The sequence below is a fragment of the Kaistella rhinocerotis genome (assembly GCF_030243905.1).
Lineage (GTDB): Bacteria > Bacteroidota > Bacteroidia > Flavobacteriales > Weeksellaceae > Kaistella > Kaistella rhinocerotis.
The window spans coordinates 199,015-219,978 of the sequence record NZ_JASSYY010000002.1; the positions used below are offsets into that span (position 1 = coordinate 199,015).

General features: G+C 42.3%; 22 protein-coding genes. 16 read left to right on the top strand and 6 right to left on the bottom strand.

Annotation, left to right across the window (positions count from 1 at the left end; genetic code table 11):
- The first annotated feature begins 56 nt into the window (after positions 1–56).
- On the top strand, positions 57–1,055 hold the full coding sequence (locus QEP06_RS06100) for a cation diffusion facilitator family transporter (RefSeq protein ID WP_285269517.1): 999 nt from the start codon (positions 57–59) through the stop codon (positions 1,053–1,055).
- A gap of 9 nt (positions 1,056–1,064) precedes the next feature.
- Here the strand turns inward: QEP06_RS06100 and QEP06_RS06105 are convergent, their stop codons facing one another.
- Together QEP06_RS06105 and xrtF are read right to left on the bottom strand one after the other, a co-directional pair.
- The gene (locus tag QEP06_RS06105) at positions 1,065–1,493 is read right to left on the bottom strand and encodes an exosortase F system-associated membrane protein (RefSeq protein ID WP_285269518.1); all 429 of its coding nucleotides are present in this window, start codon (positions 1,491–1,493) and stop codon (positions 1,065–1,067) included.
- A complete protein-coding gene (xrtF, locus tag QEP06_RS06110) occupies positions 1,480–2,022 on the bottom strand; it encodes an exosortase family protein XrtF (RefSeq protein ID WP_285269519.1) in 543 nt (180 codons plus the stop codon). Before xrtF ends, QEP06_RS06105 begins: the two co-directional genes overlap by 14 nt.
- 52 nt (positions 2,023–2,074) lie before the next feature.
- Between xrtF and QEP06_RS06115 the strand changes: the two genes are divergently transcribed.
- The 5 genes from QEP06_RS06115 to QEP06_RS06135 are packed head-to-tail and all read left to right on the top strand — an operon-like array spanning position 2,075 to position 5,553.
- Positions 2,075–3,097, top strand: a complete 1,023-nt coding sequence (locus tag QEP06_RS06115) for an aminoglycoside phosphotransferase family protein (RefSeq protein WP_285269520.1) — start codon at positions 2,075–2,077, stop codon at positions 3,095–3,097.
- 41 nt (positions 3,098–3,138) lie between these two features.
- On the top strand, positions 3,139–3,558 hold the full coding sequence (locus tag QEP06_RS06120; protein WP_285269521.1) for a RapZ C-terminal domain-containing protein: 420 nt from the start codon (positions 3,139–3,141) through the stop codon (positions 3,556–3,558).
- A gap of 2 nt (positions 3,559–3,560) precedes the next feature.
- Entirely contained in the window at positions 3,561–4,274 is a 714-nt protein-coding gene (locus QEP06_RS06125) for a nucleotidyltransferase family protein (RefSeq protein ID WP_285269522.1), read from the top strand.
- Between the two features lie 9 nt (positions 4,275–4,283).
- Positions 4,284–5,042, top strand: coding sequence for an LOG family protein (locus tag QEP06_RS06130; protein ID WP_285269523.1), 759 nt, complete (start codon positions 4,284–4,286; stop codon positions 5,040–5,042).
- Between the two features lie 40 nt (positions 5,043–5,082).
- Complete coding sequence (locus QEP06_RS06135) at positions 5,083–5,553, top strand: DUF6702 family protein (protein ID WP_285269524.1); 471 nt, start codon at positions 5,083–5,085, stop codon at positions 5,551–5,553.
- A gap of 270 nt (positions 5,554–5,823) precedes the next feature.
- On the opposite strand, the gene QEP06_RS06140 is transcribed toward QEP06_RS06135, so the two are convergent.
- Positions 5,824–7,884, bottom strand: coding sequence for a DUF5689 domain-containing protein (locus QEP06_RS06140; RefSeq protein WP_285269525.1), 2,061 nt, complete (start codon positions 7,882–7,884; stop codon positions 5,824–5,826).
- 18 nt (positions 7,885–7,902) lie between these two features.
- Positions 7,903–10,659 (bottom strand): TonB-dependent receptor, encoded by a 2,757-nt coding sequence (locus QEP06_RS06145; protein ID WP_285269526.1) that lies wholly within the window; start codon positions 10,657–10,659, stop codon positions 7,903–7,905.
- A gap of 247 nt (positions 10,660–10,906) precedes the next feature.
- Here QEP06_RS06145 and QEP06_RS06150 point away from each other — a divergent pair, with 247 nt between their 5' ends.
- Both QEP06_RS06150 and QEP06_RS06155 read left to right on the top strand, forming a co-directional pair.
- On the top strand, positions 10,907–12,103 hold the full coding sequence (locus tag QEP06_RS06150; RefSeq protein WP_285269527.1) for an endonuclease/exonuclease/phosphatase family protein: 1,197 nt from the start codon (positions 10,907–10,909) through the stop codon (positions 12,101–12,103).
- A gap of 81 nt (positions 12,104–12,184) precedes the next feature.
- Positions 12,185–12,595, top strand: coding sequence for a DUF6146 family protein (locus QEP06_RS06155; protein WP_285269528.1), 411 nt, complete (start codon positions 12,185–12,187; stop codon positions 12,593–12,595).
- A gap of 55 nt (positions 12,596–12,650) precedes the next feature.
- Here QEP06_RS06155 and QEP06_RS06160 read toward each other — a convergent pair whose 3' ends face one another.
- A complete protein-coding gene (locus tag QEP06_RS06160; RefSeq protein WP_285269529.1) occupies positions 12,651–13,247 on the bottom strand; it encodes a superoxide dismutase in 597 nt (198 codons plus the stop codon).
- A gap of 207 nt (positions 13,248–13,454) precedes the next feature.
- Here QEP06_RS06160 and QEP06_RS06165 point away from each other — a divergent pair, with 207 nt between their 5' ends.
- Both QEP06_RS06165 and QEP06_RS06170 read left to right on the top strand, forming a co-directional pair.
- Positions 13,455–13,814 (top strand): hypothetical protein, encoded by a 360-nt coding sequence (locus tag QEP06_RS06165; RefSeq protein WP_285269530.1) that lies wholly within the window; start codon positions 13,455–13,457, stop codon positions 13,812–13,814.
- 194 nt (positions 13,815–14,008) lie between these two features.
- Entirely contained in the window at positions 14,009–14,200 is a 192-nt protein-coding gene (locus tag QEP06_RS06170) for a hypothetical protein (protein ID WP_285269531.1), read from the top strand.
- Between the two features lie 71 nt (positions 14,201–14,271).
- On the opposite strand, the gene rho is transcribed toward QEP06_RS06170, so the two are convergent.
- Entirely contained in the window at positions 14,272–16,179 is a 1,908-nt protein-coding gene (gene rho, locus QEP06_RS06175) for a transcription termination factor Rho (protein ID WP_285269532.1), read from the bottom strand.
- A gap of 157 nt (positions 16,180–16,336) precedes the next feature.
- On the opposite strand from rho, the gene QEP06_RS06180 reads away from it, so the two are divergent.
- From QEP06_RS06180 to QEP06_RS06205, 6 genes are all read left to right on the top strand, one after another.
- Positions 16,337–16,726, top strand: a complete 390-nt coding sequence (locus QEP06_RS06180) for a DUF4293 family protein (protein WP_251832727.1) — start codon at positions 16,337–16,339, stop codon at positions 16,724–16,726.
- Positions 16,727–16,819: 93 nt separating this feature from the next.
- A complete protein-coding gene (locus QEP06_RS06185) occupies positions 16,820–17,743 on the top strand; it encodes a M28 family peptidase (RefSeq protein ID WP_285269533.1) in 924 nt (307 codons plus the stop codon).
- Positions 17,744–17,790: 47 nt separating this feature from the next.
- Positions 17,791–19,629 (top strand): ABC transporter ATP-binding protein, encoded by a 1,839-nt coding sequence (locus QEP06_RS06190; protein ID WP_285269534.1) that lies wholly within the window; start codon positions 17,791–17,793, stop codon positions 19,627–19,629.
- Positions 19,630–19,646: 17 nt separating this feature from the next.
- Positions 19,647–20,024 carry an energy transducer TonB gene (locus tag QEP06_RS06195; protein WP_285269535.1) on the top strand — a complete coding sequence of 126 codons (378 nt, stop codon included), beginning with the start codon at positions 19,647–19,649 and terminating at the stop codon, positions 20,022–20,024.
- A 32-nt stretch (positions 20,025–20,056) separates the two neighbouring features.
- Positions 20,057–20,530, top strand: a complete 474-nt coding sequence (locus QEP06_RS06200) for an energy transducer TonB (protein ID WP_285269536.1) — start codon at positions 20,057–20,059, stop codon at positions 20,528–20,530.
- 32 nt (positions 20,531–20,562) lie between these two features.
- Positions 20,563–20,958, top strand: coding sequence for an energy transducer TonB (locus tag QEP06_RS06205; RefSeq protein WP_285269537.1), 396 nt, complete (start codon positions 20,563–20,565; stop codon positions 20,956–20,958).
- The last annotated feature ends 6 nt before the right edge of the window (positions 20,959–20,964 follow it).

Here is a 20,964-nt window from a genome sequence, read left to right on the forward strand (position 1 = left end):
TGAGCATTTTTTAATTATTAGACTTTTCAAACAATATAATTAAATACCACCGAACTATGACTTCAGAACGCAGCTCAAAAAGCAATTTCGTCTTTCAGCGGCAGGTCGCTTTCATCGGGATTGGCCTTTTCATCGCCAAACTTTTGGCATGGCATCTCACCAATTCAGATGCGGTATTTTCGGACGCGATGGAAAGTATCGTAAATATCGTGGCGGGATTTTTAGGCCTGTATTCGCTTTACGTTGCGGCTAAACCGCGTGATACCGGTCATCCGTACGGGCATGGCAAAGCAGAATTCGTCACATCGGGTATTGAAGGCGGACTCATCATTTTTGCCGGAATCATTATCATCGTTCAAGCCGTAGACTCTTTGCTTCACGGTAATGTTCCAAAAAAGCTTGATTGGGGAATACTGATCGTCGGAGTTACCGCGGGCATCAATTATCTGATGGGCTATATTTCATACAAAAAAGGAATCAGGGAAAACTCACTCGTGCTGCAAAGCTCAGGTAAACATTTGCAAAGTGACACTTTCACTACGCTCGGGGTTGTGCTGAGTTTGGTCCTGGTCTATTTTACCAAAATTTACTGGATCGATGCGGTGGTGGCACTTCTTTTTGGCGGATACATCATTTTTATCGGTTATCAGATCATTCGAAAGTCGCTGAGCGGGATCATGGATGAAGCTGATGTACGGCTCCTCACGAAATTGTCTAAACTTTTAAATGAAAACAGGCAGCGCGATTGGGTAGACATCCATAACGTGCGGATCCAGCAGCACGGCAGCGAACTGCATATTGACGCGCATCTTACTTTACCCTGGTATTATGATCTGCGTACGGCACATAATGAAATGGAAGAAGTGTATAAACTGATTGGGAAAAATTCCGAAAGAACCATCGAGTTTAATTTTCACCTTGATGACTGCAAGCCTTTTTCATGCGAAATCTGTGAACTTTGGGAATGTAAAGTGAGGCAGCACACATTTAAAAAGAAAATTGAATGGAATGATTCCACAATTGCGCAGCTCAATAAACACGACGTAAACACTTAATCTAAAGCTTTACTTTTCCAGTTTCCTGCGGTAATAGAAAACCGGAATGATCAGCAGTAAAACCAGTGGCTGAATCACGAACCTTCGGATATAGAAGGAAAAAAGGTAGCCGATTTCAAAGTTTGTGTGGATACAATAGAGATAGATCGGAAGTGTGATGGCGAAAGCGATTACAATCAAAGCGGCGGCCTGGGCGGTCCATCTGGTATTTTTAAATAAAAACTGCACGATCACCAGCGAGAAAATAAGATTGAGAAAAAACCGGAATAAATGTCCTAAAATTAGGCTTCCCCAATCGTAAAGCGGGAAGATCGCATTTTTATCGGCAGATTTGAAATATTGCAGAAACGGATCGTAAAACAGCGGTTCTTCAAACATCCGCACCGCAATCAGCCCAAACACACCGGCTAAAACTAAAAACCAACTAAGAATTTTCATCCGGAACTTCCTTTAATGCGAATCTGTTGATCCAAATGAGCCAAAGAAGCACCACGCATCCATAGATAATGGCCGGAAAAAGATAATCGTGGCCTATTTTTGAGTACTGCGGCATCTCAACAAGCAGAATATTAAGCCCGGCAATACGAAGGATATTTACGATGTGCAAAAAAACCAAGCCCGCAAACGCAAACAGAAACGTTTTTGGCCCTCTGAAAAACGCAAAGATGAAAGCCAGAAACAGAATGATCACAGATATCGCGTTGCAGCCTTCCACCATTCGGGAGACATACCTGCCACTCACCCAAAACCACGAAGTCTCCTGAGCGGGTTTACCGGGAACAAGTTGAGAAGGATAATCCAGGAGATTTTGCACGAAAATGGTCTGGCGCGCTACCCACTCGGAAGCAGGGTCTAGACCGGCGCCTTTGTATAAATTCAGATACAGCTGATAACCTAAAACCAACAGTACATAAAGCACTAAAAAACGCAAAAGTATCTTAAAGACAGGCCGGAAATCACTGAACATGTGCAAATATACTGCTTTTAAGAAATTCTAATTTAAGTATCTTTGTCTAAGCATGAATCACGACAGAGAGAGGTCTTTTTTCGAAAATTATATTGGCAAACCGGCCAGCAGTTTTGTTTTACTGGCACAAAGCGGGTCCGCGCGTAGAAATTTTCTGGCGGGCACAGCAGATTCTAAATTCATTGTCACTTCGAACAGCAATATTGCCGAAAACGAAAGCTTCTTTTATTTTTCGGATACCTTTTCTAAACTTCAGCTCAATACACCACGCGTCTTTGCCATTTCGCCGGACCGGTCGATTTACGTGCAGGAATTTTTGGGAGACAACACGCTTTCAGAAATTTTAGGCGAAGAGGGACTTTCTGAGCGGGCTTTAAACTTAGTGAAACAAACAATAGAAAAGCTATACAACTTACAGAAAGCGACTTTGTCCGCAATAGATTACTCGCAAACTTTTGAATATGAAAGGTATGACGAACTTCCGGTAAGCAATGATCTTTTTTATTTTAAAAGTTTCATCGCAGATGTACTTGAACTTCCCTACCACAAGTCTACGCTGCTGAGTGAGTTTAAAAAAATCACAGCCGAAATAGAAAAACTGGAGCCGCGAGGCCTGATGATCCGCGATTTTCAGGCGAGGAACATCATGGTAAACAGCAGTGACGACGTTTCATTCATCGATTATCAGTCTGCGATGCATGGACCGCTGATGTATGATGTGGTTTCGTTTCTTTACCAGGCAAAAGCCGATTTTCCCGCTGAATTTAAAGCAGAGATGCTCGAATACTATTTTTCGCTTTGGAAGGACGAACTCATCGCCGAAAAATTAAAGCTTGCACTCCAGCCGATTATTTTGATCCGCTATCTCCAGGTTTTGGGCGCATATGGTTTTCGTGGTTTGGTGCAGCGGAAAGCACACTTTCTGGCCAGCCTTTCAAAAGGAATTGGAAACCTGAATCAGTTCGCGAAGTCTTCAGAATTCATGGATACACTGCCGGAACTTAAAAAAATTGCTCTGGTATTAGGTGCGGAAACTGTGCAGTATAAAATCGAGCAGATGATGGCGGAAAAATAATAAACTGTAAATATTAAATATAAAATTCAAAGATCAGAAATATGCCTTTAAACATAGAAATACACAGCTTTTCATACAAAATCGGCGGAATACCAAAAGATTCAAGCGGTAATGGGGGCGGCTTCACGTTCGATTGCCGTGGCATCCTGAACCCGGGACGAATCGATGAATACAAACCGCAAACGGGCTGTGACCTTCCGGTGCAGGAATTCCTCGAAAATAAAACCGAAATGCCGAAATTTCTTGCGCTTGTCCAGGAAATTGTCTCAATCAACATCAACAATTATCTGGAGCGGGGGTTTGAGCACCTTCAGATTAATTTTGGCTGCACAGGCGGCCGTCACCGCTCGGTGTACTGTGCCGAAAAAACTGCCGAGTTTGTGCGCGCTAAATTTCCTCAGGCTGTTGTGAAGCTTATTCATGATGAGCAGCCTCAACTTTGTGAAGTGCAACAACCTTAAATATGAAAGCGCTTCTCTTCGCTGCGGGCAAAGGAACGCGGCTTAAACCGTTCACAGACCACCATCCGAAAGCGTTGGCAAAGGTGAATGGCGTGCCCTTGCTGGAACGTAATATCAAATATCTGCAAAGTTTCGGTATCAACGATTTTGTGGTCAACGTGCATCATTTCGGAGTTCAAATTGTTGATTTTCTAATTGAAAACAAAAATTTTGGTGCCAAGATCCAGATTTCAAATGAGAAAGATCAGCTGCTCGAGACCGGTGGTGGATTGCTTTTTGCACGCGAATACCTCGAAAATGACGGCGATTTCCTTATCATGAATACGGATATTCTTACGGATCTTAATTTAAATCAGCTAATTAAATTCCATTACACAAAAAATGATTTCGTTACTTTAGCTGTCTCAGACCGAAAAAGCTCGCGGAAACTTTTGTTCAATGAAGATATGGTGCTGCGCGGATGGCAGAATACAGATTCAGGCGAAAAGCGTTTAGCCGAACCTGATCCTGGGTTTAAAGCGCTTGCTTTCAGCGGAATTCACTGTGTAAATCCGGCGATCTTTGGAAAGATCAAAAGACAGGGCAAGTTTTCGATCATTGATGAATATCTGGACCTGATGTTATCAGAAGAAATTCGCGGATACGAGCACAACGCAACTTTGATTGATGTGGGACGGCCCGAATCGGTACTGGAAGCCGAAAAATTTTTTAAATAAAGAATGTAAATGAGCAAAATAAAAAGGGGAAAAGGCACCACGCGCGCGGCGAGCGGCACTGAATACGAAATAGACCAGAAAGTGCAACGCTCTTTCAGCGAAAAGACGTGGGATGAAACAATCACCAAAGACAGCTGGATGGTTTTCAAGATCATGGCTGAATTTGTAGACGGTTACGAGAAACTGGCCAAGATCGGTCCGTGTGTTTCCATTTTTGGGTCTGCGCGTCTTCAGCCTGATAATCCTTATTATGAAATGGCGACAGAAATTGCTGAAAAGATTACGGATATCGGATTTGGCGTGATCACAGGTGGCGGCCCCGGAATCATGGAAGCCGGAAACAAAGGCGCGAGAAACCGCGGCGGAAAGTCCATCGGGCTGAATATTGAGTTGCCTTTTGAGCAGCATTTCAATCCGTACATCGATAAGGGTTTCAATATGGATTTCGATTATTTTTTCGTGAGAAAGGTGATGTTCGTCAAATATTCACAGGGTTTTGTGGTGATGCCGGGCGGTTTCGGAACTTTAGATGAATTTACGGAAGCATTAACACTCATCCAGACCAACAAAATAGGAAAATTCCCGATTGTACTTGTAGGAACCGAATTTTGGAGCGGATTACTCGAGTGGTTTCAGAATACCCTGCTTAATACCGGTATGATTTCTGAAGACGACCTGCAGCTTTACAGAATAGTGGATACTGCCGATGACGCGGTGGCGCACATCAAGGCTTTCTACGAAAAATACACGGTGAACGTAAACTTCTGATTGGCATCATATTTGAGCCTTAACCACACATTATACAGTAATGAAAAAAATTCTATATATTACGGGGTTACTGCTGCTGGCAGTAATGATGAGTTTCGCCTCGGCGGAGTTTTACTCATCGATGACGAAGGTGGATTACGTGGAGGGAAACCGTACTTTGAAATTCACCACGAAGATGAATACGCGCCATATCTCTGACGCGATAAAGATAAACCCAAACACGGCGGGTTTTGAAGCTGAAGTAAAAAAGTACGTGAACAATAATTTCGATCTTTATGTAAACGGTGGTGCGAAAACACTCACTTTCACCGGAAGCCAGGTAAACGGCGAATCTACATGGGTTTATTTCGAGACCGGCGGTGTGACAGACATTAATTCTTTAAGGATTAAAAACACCATACTCCTCGGGACTTTTCCCGGCCAGATCAACATTGTGAATATCGCCTTCAAAGGCAACCAAAGGACCATGAATTTCCAGCGCGGAAAGGAAGTGAACGAGGTAAGTTTCTAAAACTAATAGGTTATAAAAAAAAGAGTTTTCCAAGTGAGAACTCTTTTTTTTGGCCATTACCCAGATAGTTTTAAGTTGTTAAAGATATTTCAGAGCCTTCGTACTACCTATTATAATATTAAAGGGCTAATACCTCATCATATAATGCATTTAACAAACCTGAAACGCTTTGCTGCAGGATTTAAAGCTGTTAATAAAGACTTAAATCAACCATTTAAACATAAAAAAAGGGCTGCAAACTGCAACCCTTTCTATTTAATTTTGAAGAGACTATTTAGTTCCTTTCACTGCGAAGTTATCAACTTCCCAAGTCGTAGATGAGCCTACAACTGAAGTGTATTTAAAGGCAAACACTACTTCTTTGTTCAGGTAGCTTTTCAGGTTTACTTTACCTGAACCTACGAAGCCTGAAAATGCGTTAAGGTCTGTATCCAGTCCCGGGTTCAGTTTCGTCCAGTTCGTTGTACCTACCGTTCCTGTATAGTTATCAGTAACGTAGAGTTCCAATGGATTTCCGCTGAATCGGCCGTCGGTCTCAAATGATACGTAAGCATCAGTAAAGGTTGACGGGATCGCGATTTTCTTAGAAACCAACCAGTCTTCGTTCAGCATACGGTTACCATCCATGATGGCGCTTGGTCTCGGATTTCCGAAAGTTGTGGTGCTCCAAACTTGCGTACCTTCAATGTTCACAGCAGTCCAGTTAGCAAGTGTATCAAAACCATCGCTGAAAATTGTGGTATAAACCGCCGGAACGGTACCGTCACATCTTGGATTATCAAAGTCTGCATTGACCAGGAAGGGAATCCAAAGCTGATAATCATTATTGAATTTACTTACGATCGCGTAGATATCGCCTTTACCACCGTCTACTTCTACACCTGAGAAAGAGGCAAAATTACTGGTTCTAAGGAAAATCTTGCTTCCGGAGCAATCTTCCAAAGTTCTGTTCGTAGTAGTTCCTGAAGCATAAGGTTTCCCTAAATCTGCATCGATGAACTGTACATTTTTAATTTTCACATATCTACCTACATCTTCGTTTGTAAGCTGTGCGATCGTACGTTCAGTAGGAACAACAGCTGTTGCCGGTTTTTTCGTATCGATGAAATGCTTGTAAACATCTACCTCGGCGATCTGACCTGCGTTTCCGTTGAATGGCTGACCAATCTGCAGTTCACCGTTTACATTTCCGATGTAAAGATCTTTCAGTTTGATGTAAACTTCTTTACCCACTCTGAATCTTTCATCGCGGTAAAGGTCAGTTTTATTGATGTTTACACGGATACCACCGGTAGCATCTTCCACGTATACATATTTGAACAGGTTACCTGTCTCATCGTTAGCAGTCACCTTAGCTTTAAGCAAATGGTTAGCAGTAATCTGGGTAAGTGAACCATTGAACAGTTGCTTCACTTCAGAAACCGTTTTCATCGTGTAATCTGATTCCGTGATGCCACAAGGATCGCTGGTGATACCATCTTTACGAGGGAAATGTTTCATATCTGCCAGGTCTGACAGTTTGTTGATATAAAACTGATAGCTTGAGTTGAATTTACTCAGAATACCGATGAAGGTACCTTTACCCGCAGGAAGAGTTTGGTTCGCAAAAGAAGCGAAACCACTGTTTCTCACCACTCTTGTCGTTACACTTGTCGTTGGGTCGTTCAACTGACGGTCAACGCTTGTTCCCGCAGGAGCGAAAACTGAACAAAGCACTTTCGCATCAAATTCTGCATCAGGAATCTGTACCAAGCAGCCTAAGAAACGGTCGTTTGCAGTTCCCAGTTCAGCAAGTGTCATCGTTTTAGGTACGATTGGTTTTGCTTCTTCACAAGATTTGAAGATATGGGTTGCTACCATTTTTTCAGGGATACGTGCTACACCGTTAGCTGCAGCTCCCGGCGCCATGTCTTTAACGCCTAACTGTACCAAGCCACCGTACGTTCCCAGTGCAAGCCCGTTAAGTTTGATATATATCTTAGATCCCTGCGGGAATCTTGTATACGTACTTACTGCATCTACACTGATCACGAAACCCTGTGTAGGGTTCTCACGTGCATCCTGAATAAAGATGGTCTTGTAGATATTTCCTGTTTCATCAGAAGAAGAAACATACCCTTCGATCACATCAGTGGTATTTTCAGGGAAGACGTAGGTCTGGTTTATGTAAAGCGCCTTTACTTCCTCCAAGGTCTTGGTCTTCATCAGTTCAGCGCAGCCGTACCCAGTAAGGTCAGGGTCGGTGTACTTATCATCATGCACACATCCCGAGACCACAAAGGACGCCATGATGACAAATAGTATCTTAAAGAATGAAAGATAGTTTTTCATAATGTTTTTCTATTTTTTTTAAAATCTTAAATAAACGTTAGCAAAGTACTGTGTTCCGCGGTCATACCAAAGTTTCGGACCAAAGAATGGTGTAGCACGGTTAGCATCAGTGACAGCGTCTTCGAAATTCACGTTTCTACCCTGCTCGAAACCACCAGTTACATAGTTTCTGTTGTTCAGAATATTGCTTACACTAAGGCTTACCCCAAGTCTGTATTTTCCTAAAAGGAAAGATTTTCCTGCATTGGCATTCAGCATAAACTGATCGTCGAATTTTTTCTGTGCGGTAAGTGAAGCAATAACTTCCGGCGTTGCAGCTTCATAGTTATCACCAGTAACAGGGTTATAATAAAGTCTTGGTGTCTTGTTCAAAGCTGAAAAATCAAGATATTGATCCATCAGATAATTTCCGGTTACACCCACCCACCAGAATTTAGGTGAATTGTATCTTAAACCAGCAGAGAATGCTTTCTGAGGCGTTCCTGCAACTTTATAACCTTTTACATTCGCTTTTCCTTTCCAGTAATCTTCACCTCTGAAGTTGTTCAGGTCATCAAAAGTAGATACCGAAGGATTGTTGGTGTACTCATAATCTCCCCAACTTCCTACAAGGTTTGCGTTCAGAGTTGGTGTGATTTTTACATCCACGCCCAGCTCAGCACCCATGTAGCGCTTGTCTACATCGCTCATCGCTTCGTTAACCAGCGTACTGAGGGAAGTTCCCGAACCCGCGTCTACGTCAGCATAATAACGTGAGATTTCAGTCCCGTTGCTGAGGGTAGTATAATATCCGGAAAGTCTTACTTTAAGGATTTGACCTCTCAGGATGTAGCTAAGATCATTAGAATTAATGATTTGGCTGTCAACACCTGGCGTAAGGAAGTCTACTGCACGTGGGTTGATATAGATTTCGTTCAGTGTAGGAGCAATGCTGAAGAAGGCGCCATTATAAACAAGGAAGTTTTTCCCGTTGATTTTGTACGTCAGCTTACCTTTCACACCTGCATCCAAAGAACTGAAGATATCGCTTCTTCCTTTAGAATTGTCGGCATAACGCGCACTGCGGTATTTCCCGTCTCTCTGAGATTCTGTATAAGATGAGAAAATAGAAGCCATCACGTTCCATTTAGGAAAATCTACTTCTGTACTTACATTCAGGCCATAAGTATCTCTGAACAGTTCATATGAATATTGTGTACGGTCACCAACTCTCACGATGTAGTTTGGATCATCAGTATTATAAAAAGCGTCACCGTCAAAAGCATTTCTGTTGAACGCGAAATCGCCGCCCAAAAGATCTTTCACTCTACGGAACACGTCTGACTTCAAGGTCTGATAATTCAGGTTGATGTTCAGTTTCCAGTTTTCCTGCAGTTTCGTGTCATAATGAGAAACTACGTTGATGGTTTTATCTTCGTTCACATCCTCTACAAGACTGTAGATTGATCTTCTACCGGTAATGGTCTCGCCACCGATCGTATAAGAAGCCGGATTCACGTTGCTGTTTTGGTAGTAAAGGTCCGTCCAGTCTATCTGCGCAATCGCTTTGTACTCTTCCGGAGTATTAAGACCGTAACTTGGCAGTTTTCTGTAATAGTGCGGATGTGGGTCAGCACCACGGAACCAGTCGAGGCGGCTTCTTGCGTCGCTACCCTGCTGATAAGAAACTGTAGTATTTAAATTTGATTTGTCATTAAGTTTCCAGTAGTGAGCCAATTGGAAAACAGGTTCAAAAACCTTACGTACACGGGAACTTCTCTTTTCACCGTCTTGCCAACCCCAGTAAGAGTTGTAGTTTTTGCCCATGATATCGTAAACTTCCTGTGTATTTGGGCTGTTTGACGCTCTGTAAGTTGGTGTACCAAACGCGGTAAGGTTCAGCGCATGGTTTTCACCCAATCTTTTTTCGATGGATCCAAAGTAAGCATACGAATCGTTGTATGTACCTTCGATAACACCTTCTTCGGCCCATCTTCGGCTTCCGGAGAATGTAAATGCCCAACCGTTTCTCAGCAAACCTGAGTTATACGTAGCCATAGCACGGTTGTTATAACTTCTGTTCGTAGCCGAATAAGCCAGTGAAACACCTTTTCTGTAAGATGATGCACGTGTGTTGTAATATACTACCCCACCAAGATTTCCGAATGCATATTCTGATGGCGTGATATTATCAACCGATTCATATGGATATCTTGTTACATCATTCAGACCTCCCCAGTTGCTGAAATCTACACGGCCGTCATCATTTTTAGACATTGAGACGCCGTTGAACAATACATCTTCAAATCTATTGTCTACACCACGCGGACGGAACCAGTAAGCTCCCAACTCAAACGCGGAAACACTTTGGAAGATATCACGTCCCGCATTCAGTAGCCCGATAGTTGGCTGCATAGACGAACCACCCTCGTCACCGTCAGTTGCGGAATCATCTATCACCATCACACCAGCCGTAGATATAGTAGATAAAGACAAACTGATAACACCCAAATCTTTTCTCTTTTCGTTTTCTGCTACATCGAATTCAATGATTTTCGGATCAAAGCTCTGTTTAGATACAGTGATCTGATACTGACCCGGCTTTAAGTCCACAAACTGAAAGTATCCGATCTTGTCGGCAGTTACTGAACTTGAAGATTCACCCAGATCCACCTGAGCATTCTCAACTGGCTTGCCTTCTGCATCTTTTACGTACGCATAAACGGTAGTTTGCGCAAAGTAAAAAGAAGCCGGAAGCAACGTAAACAATGAGATTAAGGATAACTTTTTTATCATAACTAATTATTTATTCCCCTTATTGATAAGCGTTTTTTAAGGGGAGACAAATTTAAACTTAATTTTTCTTAACTTAAAGATTTTTAACACTTTATTCTCGGTATAGAACATGATTTTTTACGGATAATCACTGTGGTAGAATATCATACTTAAAAACATGATATTGCTTAGGTTTTGAATAGGATACCATCGGTCACCATAAAAATAATTAGTACTTTTACAGCCCTTATATTTATGATTTTCGAAAATGAAAAAACTCCTCTTTTTATTCGCTGTTATCAGCACAACTTTAGCATTTGGCCAGCAAAGAAAAGTTCAGCGCGCAGCAGTAGCGTTCATGAACGTAGAAAACCTGTGGGACACCATACCGTCCGCAGATTATATTGATGGTACGAAAGACGTTCACAACCCCGCATTCCACCGCAGCGTGCCGCTCGATTCACTAAAATATCTTGAAGTAACCGAAGAGTACAAAGGTGAATGGACCGATGATTTACTGATAGGCAAGAAAGTGGTTCGCCGCCAGATACTGTCAGATGACTTCACGGTAAACGGCCCGAAAAATTGGGACACCAAAAAGTACAACCAGAAACTCGGCAATATTGCCCGTGTAATTTCGGAGCTTGGCCGTCAGTACACCAATGACAATCCGGCTGTAGTTGGTTTACTTGAAGTGGAAAACCGTCAGGTAGTTCAGGATATCATCAAGCAGCCTCTATTGGCAAAGAGCAATTACGGAATTGTCCATTACAACTCTTATGATGCACGAGGTATTGACATTGCCCTGATCTATCAGAAAGGCCGTCTCAAAGTAACTGAAACCTACTCAAAAGATGTTAAAATCTTTAATGATGAAGGCAGAAGGTCTTATACACGTGGCGTGCTTGTGGTAAAAGGCTTCCTTGATGGTGAAAGAGTCGGTATTTTCCTTAATCACTGGCCATCCAGAAGTGGTGGAGAGGCAGCTACGATTGCACGCCGCGCGGCAGCCGCAAAAGTATTGAAAGAAGAAATGGATAAGGCGCGTGCGGAATATCCGGAAATCAAGCTGTTTGCCATGGGTGACTTCAATGATGATCCTGTAAGCCCAAGTTTGAAGAAACATTTGGGAGCTGTGGGCGAACCTTCGCAACTGTCTGAAAAAACTCCTTATTATAACCTGATGTACAAGCTGTACAAAGCGGGCGTGGCATCATTGGCTTACCGCGATGCACCAAACCTGTTTGACCAGATCATCATTTCCAAAAACCTGTATTCAACGGATAAACTTACCAAAACCTACTCCCTCTATAAGGCTGAGATCTACGCGCCGTCGTATTTGGTGAATCCTTCCGGACAATGGAAAGGCTATCCTTTACGCTCGTGGGACGGTGACCGCTTTACCAACGGCTTCAGTGATCACTTCCCGGCTGTTTCTGTAGTACAGCGCGAGGTAACGCAGTAATTCTCTTTAAAATAAACCTTAAACCGAAGTTTTAATAAAGCTTCGGTTTTATTTTTGTATTTTAATTAAAAATTTAACGCAGTGAAATATATTTTGATGTTATTTGGCTTTTTAGTGATAAATGCCTGCACAGCCCGCCCGCAAACGGCTTCAAATACAGAGAACACCATAAAACCCGAAAAGAACGAAGACGGCGAGTGGGAAATCCACGTCCTCGATTCACAGTACGACTATTTCCTGAATGCAATTGCAAAACCGATGTCAATGTATTCAGAAGGTTATCTGAAAAACAAAAACGCCTTTTTGGTAAGCGAATGGAACTCCTATTACTTTTCGGGCCGCTACAGAAATATCATAGAATCTGCGATAGAATACAACCCGCAGGAAAATTATGGGATGACATTCAATTACCGGCTCTACCAAGTATTTGCGTACGTGCAGTGGAAATACGGCCTCAAAATGAATGGCTTAAGTGGTGCCGAGGTGCGATAACAAAAAAAAGGTTCCGAAATTTCGGAACCTTTTAATATTTAAGACTGAAAGATGATTACCTGTTGTAATTTTCTTCCACTTTATCCCAGTTGATCAGTTCAAAGAAAGCAGATACATAATCCGGTCTTCTGTTCTGATAATTGAGGTAATATGCATGTTCCCACACATCAAGACCTAAAATCGGGGTTTCCTGTACATCTACCACCGGCATCAGCGGGTTGTCCTGGTTTGGCGTAGAGCAAACCGCCACGGCGCCGTCTTCCCTTTTGCAAAGCCATGCCCAGCCGGAACCAAATCTTGTCTTAGCAGCATCAGCAAATTCAGTTTTGAATTTCTCGAAACCTCCATACGCTTCCAGTGCCGCTTTCACATTCCCGACAGGTTCTTTGCTTCCGCCCGGTGTAAGAATTTCCCAGAAAAGTGTGTGGTTGAAATGCCCGCCACCGTTGTTTCTTACGGCAGGCTTATCATTTCCTGTTTTGCAGATCTCCTCAATTGATTTGCCTTCAAGTTCAGTTCCTTCGATGGCTTTATTCAGGTTGTCGATATATGCCTGGTGATGTTTTGTATGGTGAATTTCCATTGTTTTCGCGTCAATGGTAGGTTCCAGAGCGTCGTACGCATACCCTAATTTCGGTAATTCGAATGCCATAATTAATTTTTTAAAAGTGTTAATACCCAAATTTACTTAATATAAAATGCATCAGCAAAAATGGCCGATCAGTTTAATAAATCTTTAACATTGCTTAACACGATAACACACCCGGCCATTTAATTTAATACTTTTGAGGATTGGTAAACATGATATGACAAACAAATTTACACCTGCACTTTTGATCACAGCACTCTGCCTGACAGGATGCAGTACAGACCGCGAGGAAAAGAGATTACAGAACCGCAGCCACATTTGACCAAAATTATTACAACATATTACGATAATCCGGCTCAGCCCGAAGTATCCGTGAATTCACTTGAGTACAATTCAAAAGGACAGTTGGTGAGCGGAAGCAGCGCCGCACAGTCTTCCGTTTTTGAATATGACAGCTCCGGAAAACTAGTAAAGACGATCTATTGCAATCCCGATAAATCCTATGCCTACACAAACAATTATCTTTACGAAGGCGAAAAACTGGTCAAGATAAATTCGGTGTACGACAATCCGAACTACAATCGAAGCGCAAGTTACACTTACAATGCTGCCGGACAGGTAATGTCGTAAAATCGTGTGAGCAACCCGATTGTTCTTCGCCAATCACTCAAACTTATACATATAGTAACCAAAATATCTTAGCTGAGACCACAGTATGGAACTCTACCTTCTCTATTAGCACGAAGAGAGAATACACCTACGATGATAAGAATAATCCGTACAGTTCATTAAATTCGTACCTCCGCACGCTGATGGGTGGCGCTATGTCTTTAAGTGAAAACAATTATAAAACTGAAAAGATCAGCTACAAAGACGCGTCCGGAAACTGGATTGAAAACCAGAATATCACGTACACCATGCAGTACAACTATGATAATCTCCCGGTTTTGGTTACCGGAAAGGACCAGAATGGTCAGCTGTACGCAGAATATCGGTATGAATACCGAATGAAATAAAATATTTTACACATAAAATAGCCGCGCTGATCAGAGTCAGCGCGGCTTTTTAAATTTAATACAAAATGAAATTACCTGTTCATACTCATGAGGAATTCTTCGTTATTCAAAGTTCCTTTGATGTTTTTATTTACAAATTCCATCGCTTCTACCGGGTTCATGTCTGCCAGATACTTTCTAAGGATCCACATACGCTGCTGCGTGGTGTCATCAAGCAGTAAATCATCTCTTCTGGTACTCGAGGAAACGAGGTCAATCGCAGGATAGATACGCTTGTTCGCGATTTTACGGTCGAGCTGAAGTTCCATATTTCCGGTTCCTTTGAATTCTTCAAAAATCACCTCATCCATTTTAGAACCAGTGTCGATAAGCGCAGTTGCGATGATTGTCAGTGAGCCGCCACCTTCGATATTCCGCGCTGCACCAAAAAATCTTTTTGGTTTGTGAAGCGCATTTGCATCCACACCTCCAGAGAGAATTTTGCCTGAAGCCGGCGTCACCGTATTGTAAGCACGCGCCAAACGCGTAATCGAATCGAGCAGGATCACCACATCGTGGCCACATTCTACCATTCTTTGAGCTTTTGAAAGCACCAGGTTGGCCACTTTCACGTGTTTATCAGCCGGTTCGTCGAAAGTTGAAGCAATCACCTCTGCGTTTACGCTTCGTTCCATGTCGGTCACCTCTTCCGGTCTTTCATCGATGAGCAAAATCATCATATATGCTTCCGGGTGATTGGCTGAAATAGAATTCGCGATATCCTTCAGCAACATGGTTTTACCCGTTTTAGGCTGTGCAACGATCATCGCACGCTGACCTTTACCGATGGGCGTGAATAAATCAACGATTCTTGTAGAAAGCGTAGAGTTTTTTCCGGTCAGGTTAAATTTTTCTTCGGGGAAAAGCGGTGTAAGAAACTCGAAAGACACGCGGTCTTTGATGAACTCAAGGTCTCGGCCGTTTACTTCCGTAGGTTTTAGGAGAGAGAAATATTTCTCACCTTCTTTCGGCAAACGTACGATACCGCGCACGGTGTCACCTGTCTTTAAACCATAGTTTCTGATTTGGTTGGTAGAAACATACACGTCATCAGGCGAGGAAATGTAGGAGAAATCCGGCGAACGCAGGAATCCGTAGTTGTCCGGTAAGATTTCAAGAACGCCTTCAATGGTTACAAGGCCGTCAAAATTAAAATCTTTCTTCGCCTCTTCCTGGTTTTCAGCGTTTTGCTGATTACGGTTTTGATTTGGATTTTGGTTTTTCTGCTGATTTTTCTGGTTCGGATGCTGGCGGTTTTGGTTCTGATTCGGATTTTGGTTATTTCCGTTTCCATTGCTGTTTCCGTTTCCATTATTGACGTTGCCGTTGTTTCCGTTGCCATTATTTCCGTTTCCGATATTTGAGTTCGGCTTTTCGTTGCGTTGTGGTGCCTGAACCGCATTGCGTGGCTGTTCGCTTTTGGTTTCTGCTGCTGGTGCAGTTTCCGGTGCGGCCGGTTCTTCAACAGTCGGCTCTGCAACCGTTGCTTCATTTGAGGCAGTGGTTCTGGTTCTGCGCTTTTTCTGCGGCCGTGTTGGTCCAGTTTCAGCTGTTGTTTCGGCAACTGCTTCCGGAGCGACATCGGATTGTGAAGGTTTTTCGGCGACAGCTTCTTTTGCCGGTTCCGTTTCGTTCACGGTTTCCGCTGAGGGGGATTCTTTCACTAGTTCTTCGGTAGGTTTAGGCTCTTTTTTCTTTGGTCCCGGCTTTTTTGCAGCAGGTTTTTTCGGAGCAGGAGCAGGCTTTTCTTCTGTATTGGCAGGCTTTTCAGTTGCGCTGAAATATTCTTTAGCCATTTTGGTATTTGATGCCTGAAAATCCAGAATTGCGAAGATTGTCTCATTATCACCGCTGTTTTTGGGAAGTTTTAAGCCAAAATCAGACGTGATTTTCGCCAACTCCGACGCGGTTTTCGAGCGTAATGTCTCAAATGTGAACATAAATTATTATGTGAAAAGTAATTATAAGTAAGTGTAAGTAAGGGAATTAAGTCGGACGACTTCTTTAAATCAGATGATTTTCTATTGCAAATCTACATTAATTTTTTATTTATGCAAATAATAATCCCTATTTTTGCTCTTCAGATTAAATACGAAAATGCTACAAAGAATACAGACTGTCTGGATATTTTTGGCCATTGTAGGGGCTATCTTGCTGTTTGTCACCGGACAGGATTTCTCACTCTTCGGGCCCATTCCCTTCATCTCTTCAGTCTGCGTCGTATTGATATTTTTCGGCTTTTCAGCTATTCTGAGTTATCAGAACCGTAAAAGACAAATTTTGCTTAACCATATAAGCATCTTTATAAACGCTTTGTTGCTCGGTTTATTGGCGTATTGGCTGCTAACTTTACCTGGAGGAATAGATTTTCCTGAGAAAGGTATTGAGCCGCTTTTTACTTTACTGTCTGTCATTTTTCTGCTTTTGGCGAATTTGGCAATAAGAAAAGATGAGAGGCTCGTAAAATCTGTAGACAGACTCCGCTAAACTCACAACGATTTTTTTTGAGTGAAACAGCTTCTTCGGGAGCTGTTTTTTATTTTTATTAAAAGCGAATTGGTATTTTTAAATAAAAAAACAATGAACAAACTATTACTTGTGCTTTCGGTCCTGTTTTCTGTAAGTGCTTATGCGCAAAATATTTCTCAGGAAAAGGTGGTGACAATCCTTACCGATTTAGCCTCGGATGAGATGAAAGGACGTGAGATCGGAACACCTGAGAACGATTCGGCCGCCACATATATCGCCAAACGCTTTGCTGAAAGTGACCTTGCATTCTGCACCGGCAGTTCATATCTCGTCCCGTTCGAATATAAAGGCAGAACCGTGTACAATGTCTGTGGTCTCAAGAAAGGGAAATCGGATAAAAATCTGGCATTTTCAGCTCATTTTGATCATATCGGTTCCAACGGCAATTCGGGCGACAATGTCTTCAATGGTGCTGATGACAACGCCAGTGGGGTAACAGCTGTGATTGGTATAGCCGATTATTTTAAAAATATCAAGCCTGATTTTTCAATGATGTTTATGGCATTTAACGGTGAGGAAAAAGGAATGAAAGGCTCCAAAGCAATCGCGGAAGTAACGGATTTACAACCTTTGTTTTCTAAAACTGCAGCACTGTTCAATTTCGAAATGCTCGCCACCGTCTCACAGTTTGGCAATAATGCACTTTATATGACTGGTGACGGATTTTCAGATTTGGATGAACTCATTAATGCAAATTCAAAAGACGGGCTGAAAATCAATGCTGATCCGTACACGGGGCAGGATTTATTCTACCGGTCAGACAATGTGGTTTTCGCCCGGAAGAATATTGTTGCGCATTCATTTTCTACCGTAGACATGCGCGTTGCGACCCATTATCATCAGCTCAATGACGATATCGGTGTAGTGAATTTTGATAATTTGACATTGCTGATCAATAGTTTAGGCAAAACCATTCAGCAACTCAAACCGGGAAAGTTCGCACCGCGATATAACGAAAAGGTAAATCTGAAGTAGACGTACTGCAACCTAAAATTGCGTAATTTTGCGCCGAAACTCTCTCAATGAAACCATTCCAACGTATTCTTTCCTTTGCACGGCCTCATCAAAAATATCTTTTTGGCAGCATGTTTTTTAATATTATGTACTCTGTGCTTAATATTTTTTCTGTGGCTACAATGCTTCCCATTTTAGGTCTGATGTTCGGCACTGTAGACAAGGTAGACACCACAAAACCGCCTGTAAACTCCGGCCGGCTCGTAGATTTTTTCAGCTATGCGAAAGACTGGGCCTACTATACAATTCAAAGAAACATTGATGAACACGGCACGGTGCAGGTTTTGGCAGTGCTGTGCGGTGTTACCGCTGTGGCTTTTCTGTTGAGGAATATTTTTCGCTACCTCGGCGCTTATCTGCTTGTAAATTATCGCGTTGGGATTACAAAAGACCTGCGCACAGCGATGTACGACAAATTCCTGAAACTGCCCGTTTCATTCTTTACCGAAAAACGAAAAGGCGACATGATGAGCCGGATATCAAACGATATCGGCGGCGTGGAAGGCGGCATAATGGGCAGTTTAGTAGATGTCATCAACTCACCGTTCATGATAATCTCATCACTGATAACGCTTTTTATACTTTCACCGAACCTAACTTTGTTCTCGCTACTTGTTTTCCCGCTGATGGGCGCACTGATCGCGTGGGTGGGAAAAAGTCTTAAACGTCAGGCAACATCGGCGCAGGAAGAACTCGGAAACCTGTTTTCGCTGGTTGACGAAACGCTTAAATCTTCGAAAGTCATCAAGATTTTCAACGCTGACACCATTCTGAAAAAAAGGTTCAGCACCACCACAGACAATTGGCAGAAATATGCGATTGGTATGAGCCGCAGACGCGAACTGGCTTCACCGATGAGCGAATTTCTCGGTTCCGTTACTATATTGATTATCACCTGGTTTGCGGGCGTTCAGATCCTGAATGAACAAACCATGGAACCGGAGACATTTTTGGTATTTATCGGTATGTTTTTCCAGATTCTCGACCCCGCTAAAAAATTATCAAGCGCAATTTCGAATATCCAGGGTGGAATGGCGAGTTTAGACCGTGTTTCTGAGGTTTTAGATTATGATCTGAAAGTGGAAGAGATCGCAAATCCGCAACCTATTTCTACACTGAACCATCAGATTGAGTTTAAAAATATCGGCTTCTTTTATGATAAAGACAATGTGATCCTAAAGAATTTCAATCTGGTGATTCCGCGCGGGAAAACGGTGGCACTTGTGGGTCAGTCGGGATCCGGTAAGACGACGATCGCAAATTTGCTGGCGCGTTTTTACGATGTTTCGGAAGGTGAAATCCTTATCGACGGCGTAAACATTAAAAATTTAAGTCTGAAAGATTATCGCCATCTGCTCGGTATGGTAACGCAGGAATCGGTTTTATTTAATGATTCCGTTTTCAACAATATCCTGATGGGCAAACCATCCGCTTCAGAAGAAGAAGTGACGGCGGCCGCAAAAATCGCGAATGCGCACATTTTTATCGAAAATCTTCCCGAAAAATATTACACGAATATCGGCGATGATGGCAACAAACTTTCGGGTGGCCAGAAGCAGCGGGTTTCCATAGCCAGAGCGGTGCTGAAAAATCCGCCAATCATGATTCTGGATGAAGCTACCTCAGCCTTGGATACCGAATCTGAAAGATTTGTGCAGGACGCTTTGGAAAAAATGATGGAAAACCGAACTTCGCTGGTCATCGCGCACCGCCTTTCTACCATACAGAAAGCGGATTGGATTGTCGTGATGGAACGCGGAAACATCGTAGAACAGGGCACTCACGAAGAACTCATGAATAACCAGAAAGTTTACCGGAAATTGGTGGAACTTCAGAATTTTGGGTAATTTACAACAGTTAACTTATGAAAACATTACTTCTGTTTTTCGCTCTTATATTATCATCTCTCGCGTTTGCACAGACTGTTTCGGCAGATTCAGCGGTCGTTACCGAAAAAACCGCGCACTTTCCTGATGGTGGCGCGAAAAATTTTCGTCAGTTACTTGCTGATAACTTTCGCAGTAAGAAAGTGAAAGGATCAGGAAAAGTTTCTTGCCAACTCAAATTTGTGGTTGAGACAGACGGCTCGATAACAAATGTTACCGTAACAGGCTCCAACGAAAGTTTCAACAAAGAAGCGGTACGGGCAATTTCCTTGATAAAAACAAAGTGGGAGCCGGCCAAAATGAACGGAGTACCGGTACGCTACTGGTTTAAGGTACCACTCAGCATGATCTTCTAAATACATTAACTCTAAACGTTTAAATAAAAAAGATGAAAAAATTTCTTATAATGTTTCTGTTCCTGAGCTCAGCAGTTGCTTTTGCGCAAATAACATCGGAGAATGTAGGAGAAGCAGCAGCTCAGGAAAAATCTGTGCAAAATTCAGATATTACAAAAAGCAAAGATTACCCTATTCTAAAAACAAAAATTGATCTTACCGATGTTTATACCACGGCAGATACACCAGCGGAATTCCCTGGCGGTATTAATCAGTTCCGAAAGAAATATATGGAGATTTTCGAAACTAATTTGGATGAAAAGTCAGGCACTGTCCTTCAGGCTACTGCGTATTTCATCATTGAGAAAGACGGAAAAATGAGCAACATAACCGCCATTGGTGATAAAAGACTTTCAGGCGACGCTGTGAAGGCACTTAAAAAGATAAAAATGGTGTGGAAACCGGCAATTATCGGTGGCGAACCCGTAAGATTCCTTTTTAATTATCCACTTACGATGAGTTTTTAAATTATACAAACACTAAAAGTTTAAATAAAAAAATGATAAAGAAAATACTTTTAATGTCTCTGTGTCTATGTGCAGCATTGGTATTCGCACAAACCAAAGTGGAAGACACAAAAACGGAAACAACTCAGAAAAGCGTTGAAAAGTCGGGGGAATTCCCGGGTGGAATAAACGAATTCCGAAAACAACTCATGAATCATTTCAGGGCAGATAAGTTAAAACTAGACAAGGGTACCGTAAATACCACCGTAACTTTTGTTATTAATACAGATGGATCGGTGAGCGATATAAAAGCATCAGGTGAAAATCAGGTGATGAATGATGAATCTTTACGGGCAGTTTCAAAAATCAAAACCAAATGGATACCGGCGGAGCTGAACGGTGAGAAAGTAAAATATAATTTTACAATGCCGTTTACAATAAGCTTTTAGATTTTC

What these genes read in the sequence shown, in the direction of transcription:
- QEP06_RS06100 (WP_285269517.1), top strand. Translation starts at nt 57, where the DNA reads ATGACTTCAGAACGCAGCTCAAAAAGCAATTTCGTCTTTCAGCGGCAG.
- QEP06_RS06105 (WP_285269518.1), bottom strand. Translation starts at nt 1,493, where the DNA reads ATGAAAATTCTTAGTTGGTTTTTAGTTTTAGCCGGTGTGTTTGGGCTG.
- xrtF (WP_285269519.1), bottom strand. Translation starts at nt 2,022, where the DNA reads ATGTTCAGTGATTTCCGGCCTGTCTTTAAGATACTTTTGCGTTTTTTA.
- QEP06_RS06115 (WP_285269520.1), top strand. Translation starts at nt 2,075, where the DNA reads ATGAATCACGACAGAGAGAGGTCTTTTTTCGAAAATTATATTGGCAAA.
- QEP06_RS06120 (WP_285269521.1), top strand. Translation starts at nt 3,139, where the DNA reads ATGCCTTTAAACATAGAAATACACAGCTTTTCATACAAAATCGGCGGA.
- QEP06_RS06125 (WP_285269522.1), top strand. Translation starts at nt 3,561, where the DNA reads ATGAAAGCGCTTCTCTTCGCTGCGGGCAAAGGAACGCGGCTTAAACCG.
- QEP06_RS06130 (WP_285269523.1), top strand. Translation starts at nt 4,284, where the DNA reads ATGAGCAAAATAAAAAGGGGAAAAGGCACCACGCGCGCGGCGAGCGGC.
- QEP06_RS06135 (WP_285269524.1), top strand. Translation starts at nt 5,083, where the DNA reads ATGAAAAAAATTCTATATATTACGGGGTTACTGCTGCTGGCAGTAATG.
- QEP06_RS06140 (WP_285269525.1), bottom strand. Translation starts at nt 7,884, where the DNA reads ATGAAAAACTATCTTTCATTCTTTAAGATACTATTTGTCATCATGGCG.
- QEP06_RS06145 (WP_285269526.1), bottom strand. Translation starts at nt 10,659, where the DNA reads ATGATAAAAAAGTTATCCTTAATCTCATTGTTTACGTTGCTTCCGGCT.
- QEP06_RS06150 (WP_285269527.1), top strand. Translation starts at nt 10,907, where the DNA reads ATGAAAAAACTCCTCTTTTTATTCGCTGTTATCAGCACAACTTTAGCA.
- QEP06_RS06160 (WP_285269529.1), bottom strand. Translation starts at nt 13,247, where the DNA reads ATGGCATTCGAATTACCGAAATTAGGGTATGCGTACGACGCTCTGGAA.
- QEP06_RS06165 (WP_285269530.1), top strand. Translation starts at nt 13,455, where the DNA reads ATGCAGTACAGACCGCGAGGAAAAGAGATTACAGAACCGCAGCCACAT.
- QEP06_RS06170 (WP_285269531.1), top strand. Translation starts at nt 14,009, where the DNA reads ATGTCTTTAAGTGAAAACAATTATAAAACTGAAAAGATCAGCTACAAA.
- rho (WP_285269532.1), bottom strand. Translation starts at nt 16,179, where the DNA reads ATGTTCACATTTGAGACATTACGCTCGAAAACCGCGTCGGAGTTGGCG.
- QEP06_RS06180 (WP_251832727.1), top strand. Translation starts at nt 16,337, where the DNA reads ATGCTACAAAGAATACAGACTGTCTGGATATTTTTGGCCATTGTAGGG.
- QEP06_RS06185 (WP_285269533.1), top strand. Translation starts at nt 16,820, where the DNA reads ATGAACAAACTATTACTTGTGCTTTCGGTCCTGTTTTCTGTAAGTGCT.
- QEP06_RS06190 (WP_285269534.1), top strand. Translation starts at nt 17,791, where the DNA reads ATGAAACCATTCCAACGTATTCTTTCCTTTGCACGGCCTCATCAAAAA.
- QEP06_RS06195 (WP_285269535.1), top strand. Translation starts at nt 19,647, where the DNA reads ATGAAAACATTACTTCTGTTTTTCGCTCTTATATTATCATCTCTCGCG.
- QEP06_RS06200 (WP_285269536.1), top strand. Translation starts at nt 20,057, where the DNA reads ATGAAAAAATTTCTTATAATGTTTCTGTTCCTGAGCTCAGCAGTTGCT.
- QEP06_RS06205 (WP_285269537.1), top strand. Translation starts at nt 20,563, where the DNA reads ATGATAAAGAAAATACTTTTAATGTCTCTGTGTCTATGTGCAGCATTG.